At 62.2% G+C, this 16,137-nt stretch carries 14 protein-coding genes; 11 read left to right on the plus strand and 3 right to left on the minus strand.

Going from position 1 to position 16,137, the window contains the following annotated elements; genetic code table 11:
* Nucleotides 1-10: 10 nt before the first annotated feature.
* The 6 genes from C5F53_RS07455 to kdpE are packed head-to-tail and all read left to right on the plus strand — an operon-like array spanning nucleotide 11 to nucleotide 8,079.
* Nucleotides 11-118, plus strand: coding sequence for a potassium-transporting ATPase subunit F (locus tag C5F53_RS07455; protein WP_236635286.1), 108 nt, complete (start codon nucleotides 11-13; stop codon nucleotides 116-118).
* Nucleotides 118-1,917, plus strand: coding sequence for a potassium-transporting ATPase subunit KdpA (gene kdpA, locus C5F53_RS07460; protein WP_105260726.1), 1,800 nt, complete (start codon nucleotides 118-120; stop codon nucleotides 1,915-1,917). The genes C5F53_RS07455 and kdpA overlap by 1 nt, the downstream gene beginning before the upstream one ends.
* Before the next feature lie 28 nt (nucleotides 1,918-1,945).
* Nucleotides 1,946-4,021, plus strand: coding sequence for a potassium-transporting ATPase subunit KdpB (gene kdpB, locus C5F53_RS07465; protein ID WP_105260727.1), 2,076 nt, complete (start codon nucleotides 1,946-1,948; stop codon nucleotides 4,019-4,021).
* A gap of 11 nt (nucleotides 4,022-4,032) precedes the next feature.
* A complete protein-coding gene (gene kdpC, locus C5F53_RS07470) occupies nucleotides 4,033-4,602 on the plus strand; it encodes a potassium-transporting ATPase subunit KdpC (protein ID WP_105260728.1) in 570 nt (189 codons plus the stop codon).
* A 4-nt stretch (nucleotides 4,603-4,606) separates the two neighbouring features.
* Entirely contained in the window at nucleotides 4,607-7,372 is a 2,766-nt protein-coding gene (locus C5F53_RS07475; protein ID WP_105260729.1) for a DUF4118 domain-containing protein, read from the plus strand.
* A gap of 5 nt (nucleotides 7,373-7,377) precedes the next feature.
* Nucleotides 7,378-8,079: a two-component system response regulator KdpE gene (gene kdpE / locus C5F53_RS07480; protein ID WP_105260730.1), complete on the plus strand. Its 702-nt coding sequence runs from the start codon at nucleotides 7,378-7,380 to the stop codon at nucleotides 8,077-8,079.
* Nucleotides 8,080-8,093: 14 nt separating this feature from the next.
* Here the strand turns inward: kdpE and C5F53_RS07485 are convergent, their stop codons facing one another.
* Nucleotides 8,094-8,600 (minus strand): Lrp/AsnC family transcriptional regulator, encoded by a 507-nt coding sequence (locus C5F53_RS07485; protein WP_105260731.1) that lies wholly within the window; start codon nucleotides 8,598-8,600, stop codon nucleotides 8,094-8,096.
* 108 nt (nucleotides 8,601-8,708) lie between these two features.
* On the opposite strand from C5F53_RS07485, the gene hppD reads away from it, so the two are divergent.
* Genes hppD through phhA form a run of 4 tightly spaced genes read left to right on the plus strand, consistent with a single transcriptional unit; the run spans nucleotide 8,709 to nucleotide 12,509 of the window.
* Nucleotides 8,709-9,797, plus strand: coding sequence for a 4-hydroxyphenylpyruvate dioxygenase (gene hppD / locus C5F53_RS07490; RefSeq protein ID WP_105260732.1), 1,089 nt, complete (start codon nucleotides 8,709-8,711; stop codon nucleotides 9,795-9,797).
* A gap of 32 nt (nucleotides 9,798-9,829) precedes the next feature.
* A complete protein-coding gene (locus C5F53_RS07495) occupies nucleotides 9,830-10,375 on the plus strand; it encodes a VOC family protein (protein ID WP_105260733.1) in 546 nt (181 codons plus the stop codon).
* Complete coding sequence (gene fahA, locus C5F53_RS07500) at nucleotides 10,372-11,652, plus strand: fumarylacetoacetase (protein ID WP_105260734.1); 1,281 nt, start codon at nucleotides 10,372-10,374, stop codon at nucleotides 11,650-11,652. The genes C5F53_RS07495 and fahA overlap by 4 nt, the downstream gene beginning before the upstream one ends.
* Nucleotides 11,653-11,663: 11 nt before the next feature.
* A complete protein-coding gene (gene phhA / locus C5F53_RS07505) occupies nucleotides 11,664-12,509 on the plus strand; it encodes a phenylalanine 4-monooxygenase (protein ID WP_105260735.1) in 846 nt (281 codons plus the stop codon).
* 39 nt (nucleotides 12,510-12,548) lie between these two features.
* Here phhA and C5F53_RS07510 read toward each other — a convergent pair whose 3' ends face one another.
* Nucleotides 12,549-13,007, minus strand: a complete 459-nt coding sequence (locus C5F53_RS07510; RefSeq protein ID WP_105260736.1) for an Lrp/AsnC family transcriptional regulator — start codon at nucleotides 13,005-13,007, stop codon at nucleotides 12,549-12,551.
* A gap of 127 nt (nucleotides 13,008-13,134) precedes the next feature.
* Between C5F53_RS07510 and C5F53_RS07515 the strand changes: the two genes are divergently transcribed.
* Nucleotides 13,135-14,706, plus strand: coding sequence for an aminotransferase class V-fold PLP-dependent enzyme (locus tag C5F53_RS07515; protein ID WP_105260737.1), 1,572 nt, complete (start codon nucleotides 13,135-13,137; stop codon nucleotides 14,704-14,706).
* Nucleotides 14,707-14,850: 144 nt separating this feature from the next.
* Here the strand turns inward: C5F53_RS07515 and C5F53_RS07520 are convergent, their stop codons facing one another.
* The gene (locus tag C5F53_RS07520; RefSeq protein ID WP_105260738.1) at nucleotides 14,851-15,960 is read right to left on the minus strand and encodes an SEC-C metal-binding domain-containing protein; all 1,110 of its coding nucleotides are present in this window, start codon (nucleotides 15,958-15,960) and stop codon (nucleotides 14,851-14,853) included.
* Nucleotides 15,961-16,137 lie beyond the last annotated feature (177 nt).

Consider the following 16,137-nt stretch of genomic DNA (forward strand, 5'->3'; position numbering starts at 1 on the left):
AGGAGAAATGATGGAAACGGTGAACACATTGCATGTGATCTACGGCCTGGGCGGCAGCTGTGCCGCCCTGTTGCTGGCGTATTTGATTTATGCGCTGGTGCGCGCGGAGGACTTTTAATGAGCAGCTCGGCTTGGGGGCTGCTGGCCCTCTTTCTTACGACCCTTTTGATTGCGTCTTGGCCTTTGGGCATTTGGATTGCACGTATCAGTTCTGGCCGCCTGCCGCAGTGGCTGCTGCGGCTGGAGGCGCCGTTGTTCCGCCTGGCGGGCACTTCGCCCGATCAGTCCATGCCGTGGAAGCAATACACCATCGCGCTGCTGGCCTTTAATGTGCTGGGCGCGCTGGTGGTCTACCTCTTGCAGCGCTGGCAAGCGGTGTTGCCTCTCAACCCTGCGAGCATGGGCGCCGTGTCTGTGGACTCAGCCCTCAACACCGCGGTGAGTTTTGCCACCAACACCAACTGGCAGGGTTATGCGGGCGAGTCCACCATGGGCTACCTCACGCAGATGCTGGGCTTGGCGGTGCAAAACTTCTTGTCCGCCGCCACCGGCATTGCCGTGGTGTTTGCGCTGTTCCGCGGCTTTGCGGCCAAATCCACTTCCGTGATTGGCAACTTCTGGGTCGATATCACGCGTATCACCGCTTGGTTGCTGGTGCCACTGTCGCTTGTCTTCGCCATCTTCCTGGTCGGCCAGGGCGTGATCCAGAACTTTGACGCGTATCAGAGCGTCACCACCTTAGAAGCCACCCAGTTCCAGCAAGCCAAGCTGGGCGCGGACGGTCAACCGGTGTTGGACGACAAGGGTGCACCGTTGATGGAAGACACCAGCACCTCCATGCAAACCCTGCCCAAGGGCCCGGTGGCGTCGCAAGAGGCCATCAAGATGCTGGGCACCAACGGCGGTGGTTTCTTCAACGCCAACTCGGCCCATCCGTATGAGAACCCCACGCCCTTGAGCAACTTCTTGCAGATGCTGGCGATCTTTTTGATCCCTGCGGCGCTGTGTTTCGCCTTTGGCCGCGAGGTGGGTGACCAGCGCCAGGGCTGGGCTGTGCTGGCTGCCATGACGGTGATGTTTGTGATCGCCGTGGCCGCCATCATGCCGGCCGAGCAGGCAGGCAACCCGCAAATTGCCGCACTGGGTGTGGACCAAGCCGCCAGCAGCCTGCAGAGCGGCGGCAACATGGAAGGCAAGGAAACGCGCTTTGGCATCACTGCCAGCAGCCTGTTTGCCGTGATCACCACCGCGGCCTCCTGCGGCGCCGTGAACGCCATGCACGACTCGTTCACGCCGCTGGGCGGCATGGTGCCCATGGTGATGATGCAGCTGGGTGAGGTGGTGTTTGGCGGCGTGGGCACCGGCCTGTACGGCATGTTGATCTTCGCCATCCTGGCGGTGTTTATTGCGGGCCTGATGATTGGCCGCACCCCCGAGTACCTGGGCAAGAAGATCGAGTCGCATGAGATGAAGCTCACCTCGATGGCGATTCTGGTCACCCCCATACTGGTGCTGGCAGGTACCGCCATTGCGGTGCTGGCCGGTGCGGGCAAGGCCGGCATTGCCAACCCCGGCGCCCATGGTTTCTCCGAGATCTTGTACGGGCTGACCTCGGCTGCCAACAACAACGGCAGCGCCTTTGCGGGTCTGTCGGCTAACACGCCGTTCTACAACTACCTGCTGGCCATTGCCATGTGGTTTGGCCGCTTTGGCGTGATCGTGCCGGTGCTGGCGATTGCCGGCGCGCTGGCCGCCAAGAAGCGCCTGCCTGCTACGGCTGGCACCTTCCCCACGCATGGCCCGTTGTTTGTGGTGCTGTTGATGGGCACGGTACTGCTGGTGGGCCTGCTGAACTACGTGCCCTCGCTGGCCCTGGGCCCTGTGGTGGAGCACCTGATGCTCTGGCCCGCCGCATAAACGCCCCCCTTATTTGCGAGATAACTTTATGACAAGCAAAACTTCCTTAACCCTAATGGACCCGGCACTGGTCAAGCCCGCCGTGTGGGCCGCATTTGCCAAGCTGGACCCCCGCGTGCAGTGGCGCAATCCGGTGATGTTTGTGGTCTACATCGGCAGCATCGTCACCACCTTGCTGGGCCTGCAGGCATTGCAGGGCAGCGTGGGCGATTCGCCGGGCTTCATCCTCTCCGTGGCAGTGTGGCTGTGGTTCACCGTGCTGTTTGCCAACTTTGCCGAAGCGCTGGCCGAAGGCCGCAGCAAGGCCCAGGCGGATTCGCTCAAAGGCCTGAAAAAAAGCACCTGGGCCAAGAAGCTTAAGGACCCCGTCCATGGCTCCACCTGGTTGCCAGAACAAGCCGAGAACCTGCGCAAGGGTGATGTGGTGCTGGTGGAAGCCGGTGACATGATCCCTGTGGACGGTGAAATCATCCAGGGGGTAGCCACAGTGGACGAGAGCGCCATCACCGGTGAATCGGCACCAGTGGTGCGCGAGTCCGGTGGCGACTTTGCCTCGGTTACCGGCGGCACGCGGGTGTTGTCCGACTGGCTGGTGGTGCGTATTGGCGTCAACCCCGGCGAGTCGTTTCTGGACCGCATGATCGGCATGGTGGAAGGCGCTAAGCGCCAGAAGACTCCCAACGAAGTGGCGTTGACCATTCTGCTGGTGGCGCTGACCATCGTGTTCCTCGTCGTCACGGTCACGCTGCTGCCGTTTTCCATCTTCAGCGTAGAGGCTGCGGGCAGTGGCACCGTGGTCAGCATCACCGCACTCATTGCGCTGCTGGTGTGCCTGATCCCCACGACCATTGGTGGTCTGTTGTCGGCTGTAGGTGTGGCCGGCATGAGCCGCATGATGCAGGCCAATGTGATTGCCACCTCGGGCCGCGCAGTCGAAGCTGCCGGTGATGTAGACGTGTTGCTGTTGGACAAGACCGGCACCATCACCCACGGCAACCGCCAGGCCGCGTTGTTCATTCCCGCACCCGGCATCACTCTGAACCAGCTGGCCCTGTGCGCCGCACAGGCCTCCATGGCCGATGAAACGCCCGAAGGCCGCAGCATCGTGACCCTGGCGCAGAGCAAGGTGCAGATCGAGCCGCTGGTGGGCAAGACCCAGGAGGTTGCCTTCACCGCACAGACCCGCATGAGCGGTATGGACCTGACACGCCCCGATGACAGCACACGCCAACTGCGCAAAGGCGCGGTAGATGCCGTGCGCAAGTACCTGGAAGCCATGGGTTCCAGCATGCCCCCCGAGGTGCTGCGCGCTGCCGATGAAGTGTCACGCCGTGGCAGCACGCCGCTGGCGGTGGCCGATGGCAACCGCGTGTTGGGCGTGGTGGAGCTCAAGGACATCGTCAAGGCCGGCATCAAGGAACGTTTTGGCGAGCTGCGCCGCATGGGCATCAAGACCGTGATGATCACGGGCGACAACAAACTCACCGCAGCTGCCATTGCCGCCGAAGCCGGTGTGGACGACTTCCTGGCCGAGGCCACACCCGAAGACAAACTCACGCTGATCCGCAGCTACCAGGCTGAAGGTCGCCTGGTCGCCATGACGGGAGACGGCACCAACGATGCCCCCGCGCTGGCCCAAGCCGATGTGGCGGTGGCTATGAACAGCGGCACCCAGGCTGCCAAGGAAGCCGGCAACATGGTGGATCTGGACTCCAACCCGACCAAGCTGCTGGAGATTGTGGAGACCGGCAAGGCGCTGCTGATGACACGGGGCTCGCTCACCACTTTTTCTATTGCCAACGACGTGGCCAAGTACTTCGCCATCATCCCTGCCATTTTCGTGAGCACCTACCCGCAACTCGGTGCGCTGAATGTGATGCGTCTGGGTAGCCCGAACTCGGCTATTTTGTCGGCGGTGATATTCAACGCACTGATCATCGTGGTGCTGATCCCGCTGGCACTCAAGGGCGTGAAATACCGCCCCGTGGGTGCTGCCGCACTGCTTCGCCGCAACCTGGCCATCTACGGCCTGGGCGGGCTGATCGTGCCCTTCATCGGCATCAAGGCCATTGACCTGTTGCTCGTTGCATTGAATCTGGTTTAAGGAGTCTCATCATGAACAAAACACTTCGCCCTCTGCTGGTTCTGTTTTCGGCACTCACCCTGGTCACCGGCGTGGCCTACCCGCTGGTCGTCACCGGTGTAGGTCAGGCAGTCTTCCCGCACCAGGCGCATGGCAGCCTGATCGTGCGGGATGGCAAACCAGTGGGCTCTGCCCTGATTGGCCAGAACTTCAGCGACCCCGGCCACTTCTGGGGCCGCCCCTCGGCCACTGGCCCGTTTGGCAACAATGCGGCCGCCTCCAGCGGCTCCAACCAGGGCCCGCTGAACCCGGCCCTGGTGGACGCTGCCAAAGGCCGCTTGAAAGTGCTGCGCGCTGCTGACCCCACCAACACGGCCCCGGTACCGGTGGAACTTGTCACAGCCTCGGCCAGCGGGCTGGACCCGCATATCAGCCCCGCAGCAGCCCAGTACCAGTTGGCTCGCGTGGCCGCCGCCCGCAAGCTCTCCCCGCAAGCTGTGCAAGCACTGGTGGCGCAGCACACCACACGCCCGCTGCTGGGCGTGCTGGGCGAACCCGTGGTGAATGTGCTGCAACTGAATCTGGCGCTTGATGCACACTAAGTAGATGGCAAGCCCTTCAGATTCACGGCCCGACCCAGACGCCCTGCTGGCGCAGCTGCAAGAGGCGCAGGCCACGCAGCAGCGCGGCAAGCTGCGCATCTACTTTGGCGCCAACGCGGGCGTGGGAAAAACCTACGCCATGCTCAGCGCTGCGCAACGGGCGCAGCGCGCCGGCCAGCGGGTGCTGGTGGGCGTGGTGGAAACCCATGGCCGCAAGGACACCATGGAGCTGCAGACTGGGCTGCAGGTGTTGCCCTTGCAGGAGATCGCCTACCGTGGCCAGGTGCTGCTGGAGCTGGACATTGACGCCGCGCTGGCTGCGCAGCCCGATGTGCTGTTGGTAGATGAGCTGGCCCACAGCAATGCGCCGGGCTCCCGCCACCCCAAGCGCTGGCAGGACGTGCAGGAGCTGCTGGATGCGGGCATTGATGTCTGGACCGCGCTCAACGTGCAGCACCTGGAAAGCCTGAACGGTACGGTGGGCGCCATCACTGGGGTGCGCGTGAACGAGACAGTGCCCGACACCGTGCTGGATGGGGCCGATGAAATCGTACTGGTGGATGTGACGGCGGATGAACTGCTGGCGCGCCTGAAGGCCGGCAAGGTCTACATCCCACAGCAGGCGGAGCGCGCCAGCCAGAATTTCTTTCGCAAAGGCAACCTGATCGCGCTGCGCGAGATTGCACTGCGCCGCACGGCCGAACACGTGGGCGACGATGTGCGCAGCTACCGCCAGCACCTGGCACAAACCTCGCGCCAGCAGGACACCACGGATCAACCGGCCTGGAACACCTCGGGTGCGCTGCTGGTGTGTGTGGGTCCGCAGGCGGGGGCCGAACACGCGGTGCGCACGGCAGCACGCCTGGCTGGGCAGCTCAATGTGCGTTGGCATGCTGCCTATGTGGAAACGCCGGCGCTGCAGCGGCTGGCCGCGCAGGACCGCGACCGCACGCTGGCCGTGCTCAAGCTGGCCGAGGAACTGGGGGGCAGCACCGCGGTGCTGACGGGGGACAGCATTGCCAGGGTGCTCTTACAACAGGCCCAGACTCTGAACTGCGCGACGCTGGTGCTGGGGCGCCCGGTGCGGCACCACTGGCGTGGCCTGTTGCGCGTGTTGCGCCCGACGTTGACACGCCAGCTCGCGACGCTGGCACCCGCGCTGGACATTGTGGAGGTGGGTTTTACCGACAGCGTGCGCAAGCTGGGGCAGCCCTTGGGTCGCAGGGTCGACGACGAGCCCGCTGCCTCGCGCTGGCGCACGCAATGGATGCGTTACGGTGGTGCGGTGGCGGCGTGTCTGCTCACCACCGTGGTCACACAGCCCTTGTTGCCCTGGTTTGACCTGGCCAACATCGTCATGCTGTTTTTGTTGGGCGTGGTGTTGGTGGCCGTGAAGCTGGGGCGTGGGCCGGCCAGCCTGGCTGCGGTGTTGTCCGTGGCGTCATTTGATTTCTTTTATGTGCAGCCGCGCCTGTCGTTTGCGGTGAGTGATGTGCAGTACCTGGTGACGTTTGCGGTGATGCTGGTGGTGGGCCTGCTGATCGGGCAGCTCACCGCCAATCTGCGTTTCTCGGCTTTTGTTGCAGCCAGCCGTGAGCGGCGTGCGCAAGCGCTGTTTGAGCTCACACGTGAACTGTCCGCCGCGCTGCAGACCGAGCAGGTGGTAGAGCTGGGCGAGGCCGCCGTGCGACGTACCTTTGGCGGCCAGGCCAAGATGCTGCTGCCCGACTCCCGCGATCAGCTGGCGTTGCCCGCAGACCTGCCACCGGGGCTGGACGGCAGCATTGCCGATTGGGCTTTTAATAACGGGCAACCCGCTGGAATGGCCACGTCGACCCTGCCTTCCAACCCTTGGCACTATGTGCCGCTGCAAGCCCCCATGCGGGTGCGCGGTGTGCTGGCGCTACAGCCGGCGCAGGCCCGGTGGTTGCTGATTCCCGAACAGGTGCAGCAGCTCGACACCTTGGCGCGGCAAATTGCGATTGCGCTGGAGCGCGTGCACTATGTGGACGTAGCGCAGGGCGCCGTGGTGCAAATGGAATCGGAGCGTCTGCGCAACACGCTGCTGGCGGCAATGTCGCATGACGTGCGCACGCCGCTTACAGCACTCATCGGTCAGGCCGAATCTTTAGCTAGCTCCATGCCGCTGACGCCAGACCAGAAGGCTTCGGCCGACGCCGTAAGTCATGAAGCACGCGAGTTGGGTGCGTTGGTGGGCAACCTGCTGGAGATGGCCCGGCTGGAGAGTGGCCAGGTGGAGCTTCGGTTGGAGTGGCAGTCGGTGGAGGAAGTGGTGGGCGGTGCAATCCGTGCCGCACGGCACGCGCTGGGGCCGCTCACGGTGCACACCGCCATTGCCCCCGATCTGCCGCTGGTGGAGTTTGATGCCGGGTTGATGGAGCGTCTGCTCGTCAACCTGCTGGAGAACGCTGCCAAGTACGGTGTAAGTACCCCGGTGCGTACGCCCGCCATGGAGGTGTCGGCGCAGGTGACGTCTGGCACGCTGGAGCTGCGGGTGCGTGATTACGGCCCCGGCCTGCCGCCCGCCAGTCAGGGCAGGGAGGTGGACCTGTTTGAGAAATTTACCCGTGGCAAAAACGAGTCGTCCACGCGCGGCGTGGGCCTGGGCCTGGCTATTTGCAAAGCCGTGGTGGACGCGCACAAAGGGCGCATCAGCGCACGCAATGCCGATGGCGGTGGTGCAGAATTCACCATCACCTTGCCGCGGCGTGCGCCGCCCCAGGCACCTACCGAAGCCGACGAACTTTAAGCCCCATGTCTACCCCTGCGCCCGTTGCCGTTCTGATTGAAGACGAGCCCCAGATCCGCCGTTTTGTGCGCGCGGCGCTGGAGGCCGAAGGTTGGCAGGTGTTTGAGGCCGAGACCGCGCAGCTGGGCCTGCGCGACGCCGCCACCCGCAAGCCCGACCTGCTGGTGCTGGACCTGGGCCTGCCCGATGGCGACGGGCTGGAGGTGATCCGTGATGTGCGTAGCTGGTCGGCCGTGCCCATCGTGGTGCTGTCTGCCCGCAGTGACGAGGGCGACAAGATTGCCGCGCTGGACGCCGGTGCCGACGACTACTTGACCAAACCCTTTGGCGTGGGGGAGCTGCTAGCCCGCGTGCGCGCCAATCTGCGCCGCCCCCGCGCGGCCAGTGCCGAGGGCAAAGCCGACGATTCGCTATTTGTATTTGGCGAGGTAGAGGTAGACCGTCAGGCCCGGCTGGTGCGCCGTGCGGGTACCGAAGTGCATCTCACCCCTATCGAATACCGCCTGTTGCTGGTGCTGGTGGCCAACGCGGGGCGCGTGCTGACGCATCGCCAGTTGCTGCGCGAGGTGTGGGGGCCATCGCACGCCGACCAGAGCCACTACCTGCGCATTTACATGGGCCATCTGCGGCAAAAGCTGGAGGCCGACCCGAGCCAGCCGCAGCATCTGCTGACAGAAACAGCCGTTGGTTACCGGCTGATGGTGTAGCTCGGCGCCGAAACCTAGCCGGCACCACGTTTGAGGTGCGCCAAAGGCAGCTCGGTGCTGCTCTTGATGCGGGCGAGCACGATGTTGGAGCGGATACTTCCCACGCCCTGGATGCGGGTCAGGCGACGCAGCACTTGTTCCGACAACACGCTGAGGTCGGCCGCCACGATCTGCAGGATGTAGTCCGATTCACCGGCCACCGAGTAACACTCCAGCACCTCGGGGAAGCTGGCAATCTCGCGTTCAAACGCCAAGCCTTCGTCCCCACTGTGGCGGGTCAGCGTGACATAGGAAATGGCGCGCACGCCCAGGCCAATGGCCGCGGGCTCCAGCAGCGCCACATAACGACGGATGATGCCGCTGGCCTGTAGCCGTTGCACCCGACGGCTGACCTGCGAGGCCGATAGATGTACCTGCTCCCCAATTTGCTGGTGGGTGGCATGTGCATCGCGCTGCAGTGCAGCAAGAAGGCTGATATCAAAGCTATCCAGCAATGAGTCTTCGTGTTTCTCAGGTTTCATGCATAAATTATGCATCTCAGTGGGCTGGCGACCTGCAACTTGCACACCCTTTGCATGTCCAAATGACCACAATCAAGGCTTCAAGAACAGCGTTTGAGGAGCACGACCATGGCCACTGCAACAGGTGATTTGTTTGACAACCCGATGGGCCTGATGGGCTTTGAATTTGTGGAGTTTGCGTCGCCCATCGCGGGTGTGATCGAGCCGGTGTTCGAACGCATGGGCTTCACGCTGGTGGCCAAACACCGCTCCAAAGACGTGGTGCTCTACCGCCAGGGCGAGATCAATTTCATCGTCAACCGCGAACCCAAAAGCGTGGCCGGTTACTTTGCTGCCGAGCACGGCCCCAGTGCCTGCGGCATGGCGTTTCGGGTGAAGGATTCGCACCTGGCCTACAAACGTGCCCTGGAGCTGGGCGCCCAACCGGTGGAGCTGCGTCCCGGCCCCATGGAACTCAACTTGCCTGCCATCAAGGGCATTGGCGGCGCACCGCTGTACCTGATTGACCGCTACGAGGACGGCAAGTCCATCTACGACATCGACTTCGAATTCATCGAAGGCGTGGACCGCCGCCCCGTGGGCCATGGCCTCAAGCTGATCGACCACCTGACGCACAACGTCTACCGTGGCCGCATGGCCTTCTGGGCTGACTATTACGAGCGCCTGTTCAACTTCCGCGAAATCCGTTTCTTTGACATCAAGGGCGAGTACACCGGCCTGACCTCCAAGGCGCTGACCGCACCCGACGGCAAGATCCGCATCCCGCTGAACGAAGAGGCGCGCCAGGGTGGTGGGCAGATTGAAGAGTATTTGATGAAGTTCAACGGCGAAGGCATCCAGCACATTGCGCTGATCTGCGATGACCTGATCGCCACCGTGGACAAACTGGCGCTGGCCGGCGTGCCGCTGATGACCGCGCCCAATGAGGTGTACTACGAGATGCTGGAAGGCCGTTTGCCGGGCCACGGTCAGCCGGTGCCCGAGTTGCAGACGCGCGGCATTCTGGTGGATGGCTCCACCGAGGGCGGCACACCACGGCTGCTGCTGCAAATCTTCTCGCAAACCCAGCTGGGCCCGGTGTTTTTCGAATTCATCCAGCGCCAGGGTGATGAAGGATTTGGAGAGGGCAATTTCAAGGCCCTGTTTGAGTCGCTGGAGCGCGACCAAATTCAACGTGGCGCACTCGAAACTGCATAACAACACGCTATTAATCGGCCCGAGGAAACACCATGAAAATCGACCGCATCCACCACGTGGCCTATCGCTGCAAAGACGCCAAAGAGACCGTGCTCTGGTACCAGAAGATGCTGCACATGGACTTTGTGCTGGCCATTGCCGAAGACCTGGTGCCCAGCACCAAGGCACCCGACCCCTACATGCACATCTTCATGGACGCCGGCATGGGCAATGTGCTGGCCTTCTTCGAGTTGCCTACGCAGCCCCCCATGGGCCGCGACCCGAACACGCCCGAGTGGGTGCAGCACATCGCCTTCCGCGTGAAAGACCGCGCGGAGCTGCTGGAATTCAAGGCACACCTGGAGGCACAGGGCGTGGATGTGCTGGGCGTGACCGACCACGGCATGTTCCATAGCATTTACTTCTTCGACCCCAACGGCCACCGCCTGGAACTGGCCTGCCCGGACCCCGAAGAGATTGCCAAGATTGCGCAGGCCGATGCGGTCAAGTGGGCCATGCTGGAGGAATGGAGCGTGACCAAACGTGCACCCAAACATGCGGCGTTTTTGCATACCAAAGAGCTGGGGGCCAAGGCATGAGCGCACCCGCTATCACCTTGGACGCCACGCATGACCCGGCGACGCAAAGCTGGGTGGAGTCGGCCAACGTGGCGGACACCGACTTTCCCATCCCGAACCTGCCGTTTGGCCGCTTTCGCCACAACCGGCTGGAACCCTGGCAGATTGGCGTGGCCATTGGCGACCGTGTGTTGGACTTGCATGCCACGGGCCTCATCGACCACAACGACATGACGCGTCTGATGGCGGCGCCCGTGGCAGAGCGTCGCGCGCTGCGTCTGGCCATTTGGGAAGGCCTGCGCGAGGGCTCGGCTCTTAAGGAGGTGTGGACGGACGCGCTGCTGCGCCAGACCGAGGTGGAGCTGGGGCTGCCCTGCGAGGTGGGCGACTACACGGACTTCTACACCGGCATCCACCATGCCACCACCGTGGGTAAGCTGTTCCGCCCAGACAACCCGCTCTTGCCCAACTACAAGTGGGTGCCCATTGGTTACCACGGCCGCGCCAGCAGCATCGGTGCCAGCGGCCAGCAGTTTCACCGCCCGCGTGGGCAAACGTTAAAGCCCGGCGCTACGGTGCCGGACTTTGGACCCACTGCGCGGCTCGACTATGAACTGGAAATAGCGGCCTGGGTCGGCATGGACAATGCGCTGGGTGCTCCTGTTTCCATAGCGGAGGCGGAAGACCACCTATTCGGCCTCACGCTGCTCAACGACTGGAGCGCGCGCGATGTGCAGGCCTGGGAGTACCAGCCGCTGGGCCCTTTCTTGGCCAAGAACTTTGCCACCACCGTGTCGCCCTGGTTGGTGACGATGGAGGCACTGGCGCCGTTCCGCGCCGCCTTCACGCGCAGTGCGGACGACCCGCAGCCCTTGGAGTACCTGGATTCGGCACACAACCGCAGCGCAGGTGCGCTGGATGTGCAGCTCGAAGTCTGGCTGCAGACGCCCGCCATGCGCGCCGCGGGCAGCGCGGGCGAACGCTTGTCGGAATCCAATATGCGCGACGCCTACTGGACGCTGGCGCAGCTGGTGACCCACCACACGGTGAACGGTTGCAACCTGCGCCCAGGCGATGTGCTGGGCACCGGCACGCTGTCGGGCCCGGCACCGGAGCAGGGCGGTTCGTTGCTGGAGCTGACGCAGGGTGGCAAGGTTCCGCTCACGCTGGCCAATGGAGAAACGCGCACCTTCTTGCAGGACGGCGACAGCATCATCCTGCGCGGCAGCTGCGCGCGTGCGGGCGCACGGCGCATTGGCTTTGGCGAGTGCCGCGGCACGGTGCTGGCGGTGCGATAAGGAACGCGGGCATGGCACATGACCACACCATTCCTCAGCGCTGGGAGCACTACACCGCGCAAGACCACGCGGTGTGGAAGACGCTGTTTGAACGACAAACCGCGCTGCTGCCCGGGCTGGCCTGCGCCGAATTTGTAGAGGGCATGCGCCACCTGCCGATCTCGGCCCAGGGCATTCCCAACTTTGCAGAGCTCAACGACGTGCTAAAGCCGCAAACGGGCTGGCAGGTGGTGGCCGTGCCGGGGCTGGTTCCGGACGAGGTATTTTTTGAGCACCTGGCGAACCGGCGTTTCCCCAGCGGCAACTTCATCCGCGGGGCGAACCAGCTGGATTACCTGCAGGAGCCTGATGTCTTTCATGACGTGTTCGGCCACGTGCCCATGCTCATGCACCCCGTGATGGCGGACTTTATCCAGATGTATGGCGAGGCCGGGCTGCGCGCGCAGCGCATCGGCAAGCTGACCGAGCTGGCACGGGTCTACTGGTACACGGTGGAGTTTGGGTTGGTGAAGGAAGTGGTGAACGGTGCGCAGGCCTTGCGCATCTATGGCGCGGGCATTGCCTCCAGCTTTACCGAGAGTGTGTACGCGGTGCAGAGTGCGTCGCCGCACCGCATTGGTTTTGAGCTGGAGCGCGTCATGCGCACTAATTACCGCATTGACGATTTTCAGGAAAGCTACTTTGTGTTGGACAGCCTGGACGACCTGTTGGGTCTGGCCCGCATCGACTTTGCCCCGGTCTACGAGCGCCTGAACCACGGCCCCAGCTACCAGCCTGGCGACGTGTTGCCCACCGACACGGTGTTGCACCGTGGCAGCGGTGCCTACCACTGTGCTCACACTGCAGTTAGCGCTTAAATTGGCCTCTAGCCATTATGGGTATTGCGCGAGCAGCTATCACAATGGTAGCGCGGTGGTGCTCTTGATCTCCTCCATCGAGAACGCCGACGACACCCCCGCCAGCTGCGCGTTCTGAATCAACCGTTTGTAGAAGCGGTCGTAGCCTGCAATGTCGGCGGCCACCACCTTGAGCAGGTAGTCCACATCGCCACTCATGCGGTGGAACTCCATCACCTCCGGCATGCTAGACACCGAGGCCGCAAACTTGCGCAGCCAGGCTTCGTCGTGCCGGTTGGTGCGCAGGCTCACAAACACGGTCACCGGCAGACCGGCCTGCGCACGGTTCACGATGGCCACACGCTTCTCGATGAGGCCAGACTCTTCCATGGCCTTGACGCGTTTCCAGCAAGGCGTGGATGACAAACCCACCTTCTCGCCGAGCTGGGCGGCCGACAGCGTGCCGTCTTCCTGCAATGCGCCCAGGATGGCGCGGTCCATGCGGTCTAGTTCTTTCATGCTGCTAATCTTCTTATTAAAAGAACGTTCATTCTACAAAGCGCCGATTATTCGGTAAATACGAAACGAATTTTTGCGGTGGGCCACCTAAGATTTGCAGCAATTACAACTGCTTGCAAGGCCCGCCATGTACACCCCGCTGACCGAGATTTACCTGGACTGCAATGCCACCACGCCGCTGCTGCCTGCGGCACGCGATGCGGCCCTGCAGGCCATGGAAGCGCAGTTTGGCAACCCCAGCAGCAGCCACTGCACCGGCTTGCGTGCCCGGGCATGGGTCGATGACGTGCGGGCACGTGCCAGCCGCCTGCTGGGCGTGGGGGCAGGGCGTCTGCTGTTTGTGAGTGGCGCGACCGAAGGCATACAGACTGCCGTGCTCTCTGCCCTGTGCGCGTTGCGCGAACGCCGTGATGCGGGCGAGCGCGTGGACGGTCCGCTCTTGGTGGGCGCCACCGAACACAAGGCCGTGCCGCAAAGCCTGGCGCACTGGAACCGCGTGCTGGGCCTGAACCTGCCCATTGTGGAAGTGCCCGTGGACCGCAACGGTCTGCATGACATGGCCTTTCTGCAAGCCCACATCGCCCATGCCGGCCTGCTGTGCACCATGGCCGCCAACAACGAAACCGGCGTGATCTCTGACATCGCAGGTATCGAGGCGTTGCTGCACGCGACGAACTCCCGTGCGCTGTGGCTGGTGGACTGTGTGCAGGCGCTGGGCAAGCTGAGTTTGAACCTGCAAGGCACGCGCATCGACTACGCACCGTTCTCAGGCCACAAGCTTTACGCCCCCAAGGGCATTGGCATGTTGTATGTGCGTGCCGGCAGTCCGTTCACGCCGCTGATGGTGGGTGGTGGGCAGGAGGCGGGCCAGCGTTCGGGCACGGAGAACATGCCGGGTATTGCGGCCCTGGGCGCGGTGCTGCAGGCGCTGGAAACGGGGGAGGGTGGGGTGTTCCGTTCCACCACCTTTTTGCAGCAGGCGCGCCTGCGCTTGGCCGAAGCACTGCGTAATGCCTTTCCAGGGTTGGTGTTCAACATGCCCTTCGACGGCTCGTTGCCCACCACGCTGAATTTTTCGGTGCCGGGCCTGTCCAGCAAGGCGTTGCTCAACCTGTTTGACGCGGCCGGCATGCGCATTAGTGCAGGCAGTGCCTGCAGCGCGGCCAAGGCGGAGCCCAGCTTTGTACTGTGCGCCATGGGACTGCCGGCCTGGCAGGCGGAGGGCGCGGCACGCCTCTCCATTGGTGCGCTCACCGATGACGCGCTGATAGACGAAGCCTGCGCGCGTATTGCCCGCTGTGGCGCGGCCCTGCAAAGCGCCGCGACCGCGGTGCAACCGCCAGCGATCACCCCTGTGGTACCCGCAGCGTCTTTGCCTGATATGCAAGAGAGCTCACTGACCGCCGCTACCTTGCCCGCGTTTCTGCAAAGCCACCCTGACGCGCTGCTGGTGGATGTGCGCGAGCCGTTTGAACACGCGGTGGGCCAACACAGCCTGCCTTGGTCCACACCGGCGCTGTGTAATGTGCCACTGGCCACCCTGGGCCAGCACCTGCCAGCCTGGTTGGATGAAGGCCACCGCCCCCTGGTGTTTTTCTGCCGCAGCGGAGGGCGCAGTCTGCAGGCTGTGCAGGCTTTGCGCGCACGCGGTCATGGTCAGGCTTGGCATTTGGGTGGAGGACTGGCACTGTCGTCATAGTGGATATTTCGCCCACTCCAAAAATGGCTGATATCCAGCTAGTTCGTCGTTAAATATGTTCTGCCGAGTGAGCGCGGCAATTTGACTAAAAAGTCTGACGTAAGTGACGTGCTCGTCTTCCCGAGTCAGGTCTTTAGAGGGCGATTAGGCTTCACCATATCGATGTAACGAGGCAAGCTTCCAAGGAACCAAAGACTCCGTTGAATAGGGAGGCTGGGTGTAGTAAGGGTTGGCGATGCCCGCAAGCTGGCGAATGTGATGTTGTTGCTTCAAGTCAAGGGTGCTCCACCAACTTTCAGAGAAGCAGACGTTCTCAAGATGAGCAAACACATACTGGACGATAAAAGTTGCCAGCATGTCATTTTGGAGTCGCAGGAGTGATTCGACCATTTTTTCTGGCGCTACGAACTCCTTTCTCCATCCTAGGACTACCGCGGCGCCGACTGGGCACGAGACCACTGATAGATACAAATGCTGCAGCTGGTTGTTCGGGTCATGCAACACCTGAAGTTGGTTGCCTTCAATGTCTTTTGTCGGCGTTGGCGCCCCGCATGTGGCGATGCATAACGGACCTTCAAACTCCAAACACACGAATCTCCAGTCTGAGTACGTCTGCGAAAGAAGGGCTTGATCGGCCCAATGCTTTTGAGATACGAGTTCGCCAACCGCTTTCTGATTTCCGGCGATTTGTATTTCATTGCGCCGCTGAATCTCTTCCTGTTCTAGTGGTGGCAGCCCACGGTCAAGTAATGGGGCAAGCTGCCTTAGCGAGCGTGCAGCGCCTTGCTTCTGATATAGCTCGTGACAGAGCGCACGATAGCTTAGAAGGAAGGTTGACTCTGCAGAAAAACGAAATGCATCTACTTCCAATGGTGCGAATGTTTGTGAGTCATGGGTACCACAGAAGCCGGTAAACGTTGATGCTTTCCTCCAGCCTTTCCTATGAACCTTTAGAAGACCACCTGCATCTCTCTCGGCAGGATAAAAAGTATGGACATGGTTGTCGCTGTCCAATAGACTTTGAAGAGTGCGAGCTCTTTGAACCGTGTGGGCATCAATGATGCCGTTGCACACTCCTTGCGCTGCATGCGGGTGCAAGCATTCTTTCTTTATAAATTGCTGGCGATTGAGGTTTAGGAGCGCAGCCGTAGGCAGTGGCTTCTCTGCTTCTCGATTGAGGTGACAGTGCTTGTACTTTTTGCCGGACTTGCACCAGCATGGGTCGTTCCGACCGATTTTTTGTAAGCCTGCCATATTGGCTATCTCCTCTGAGGCCTACCAATGCCCATGCTGCAAAGCCAGAGATGCAGTCTGTCTGCTGAATCTTAATCCGACCATTTAATCCTCCCGAAATGGGGCTGCTCTCCAGCTGAACAGCAAGACACATTGTGTCTTCGCACAGTTGCACTACTAACTCAATGAGCGTGCACG

Source organism: Rhodoferax sp. TS-BS-61-7 (assembly GCF_002943465.1).
Classification (GTDB): domain Bacteria; phylum Pseudomonadota; class Gammaproteobacteria; order Burkholderiales; family Burkholderiaceae_C; genus Allorhodoferax.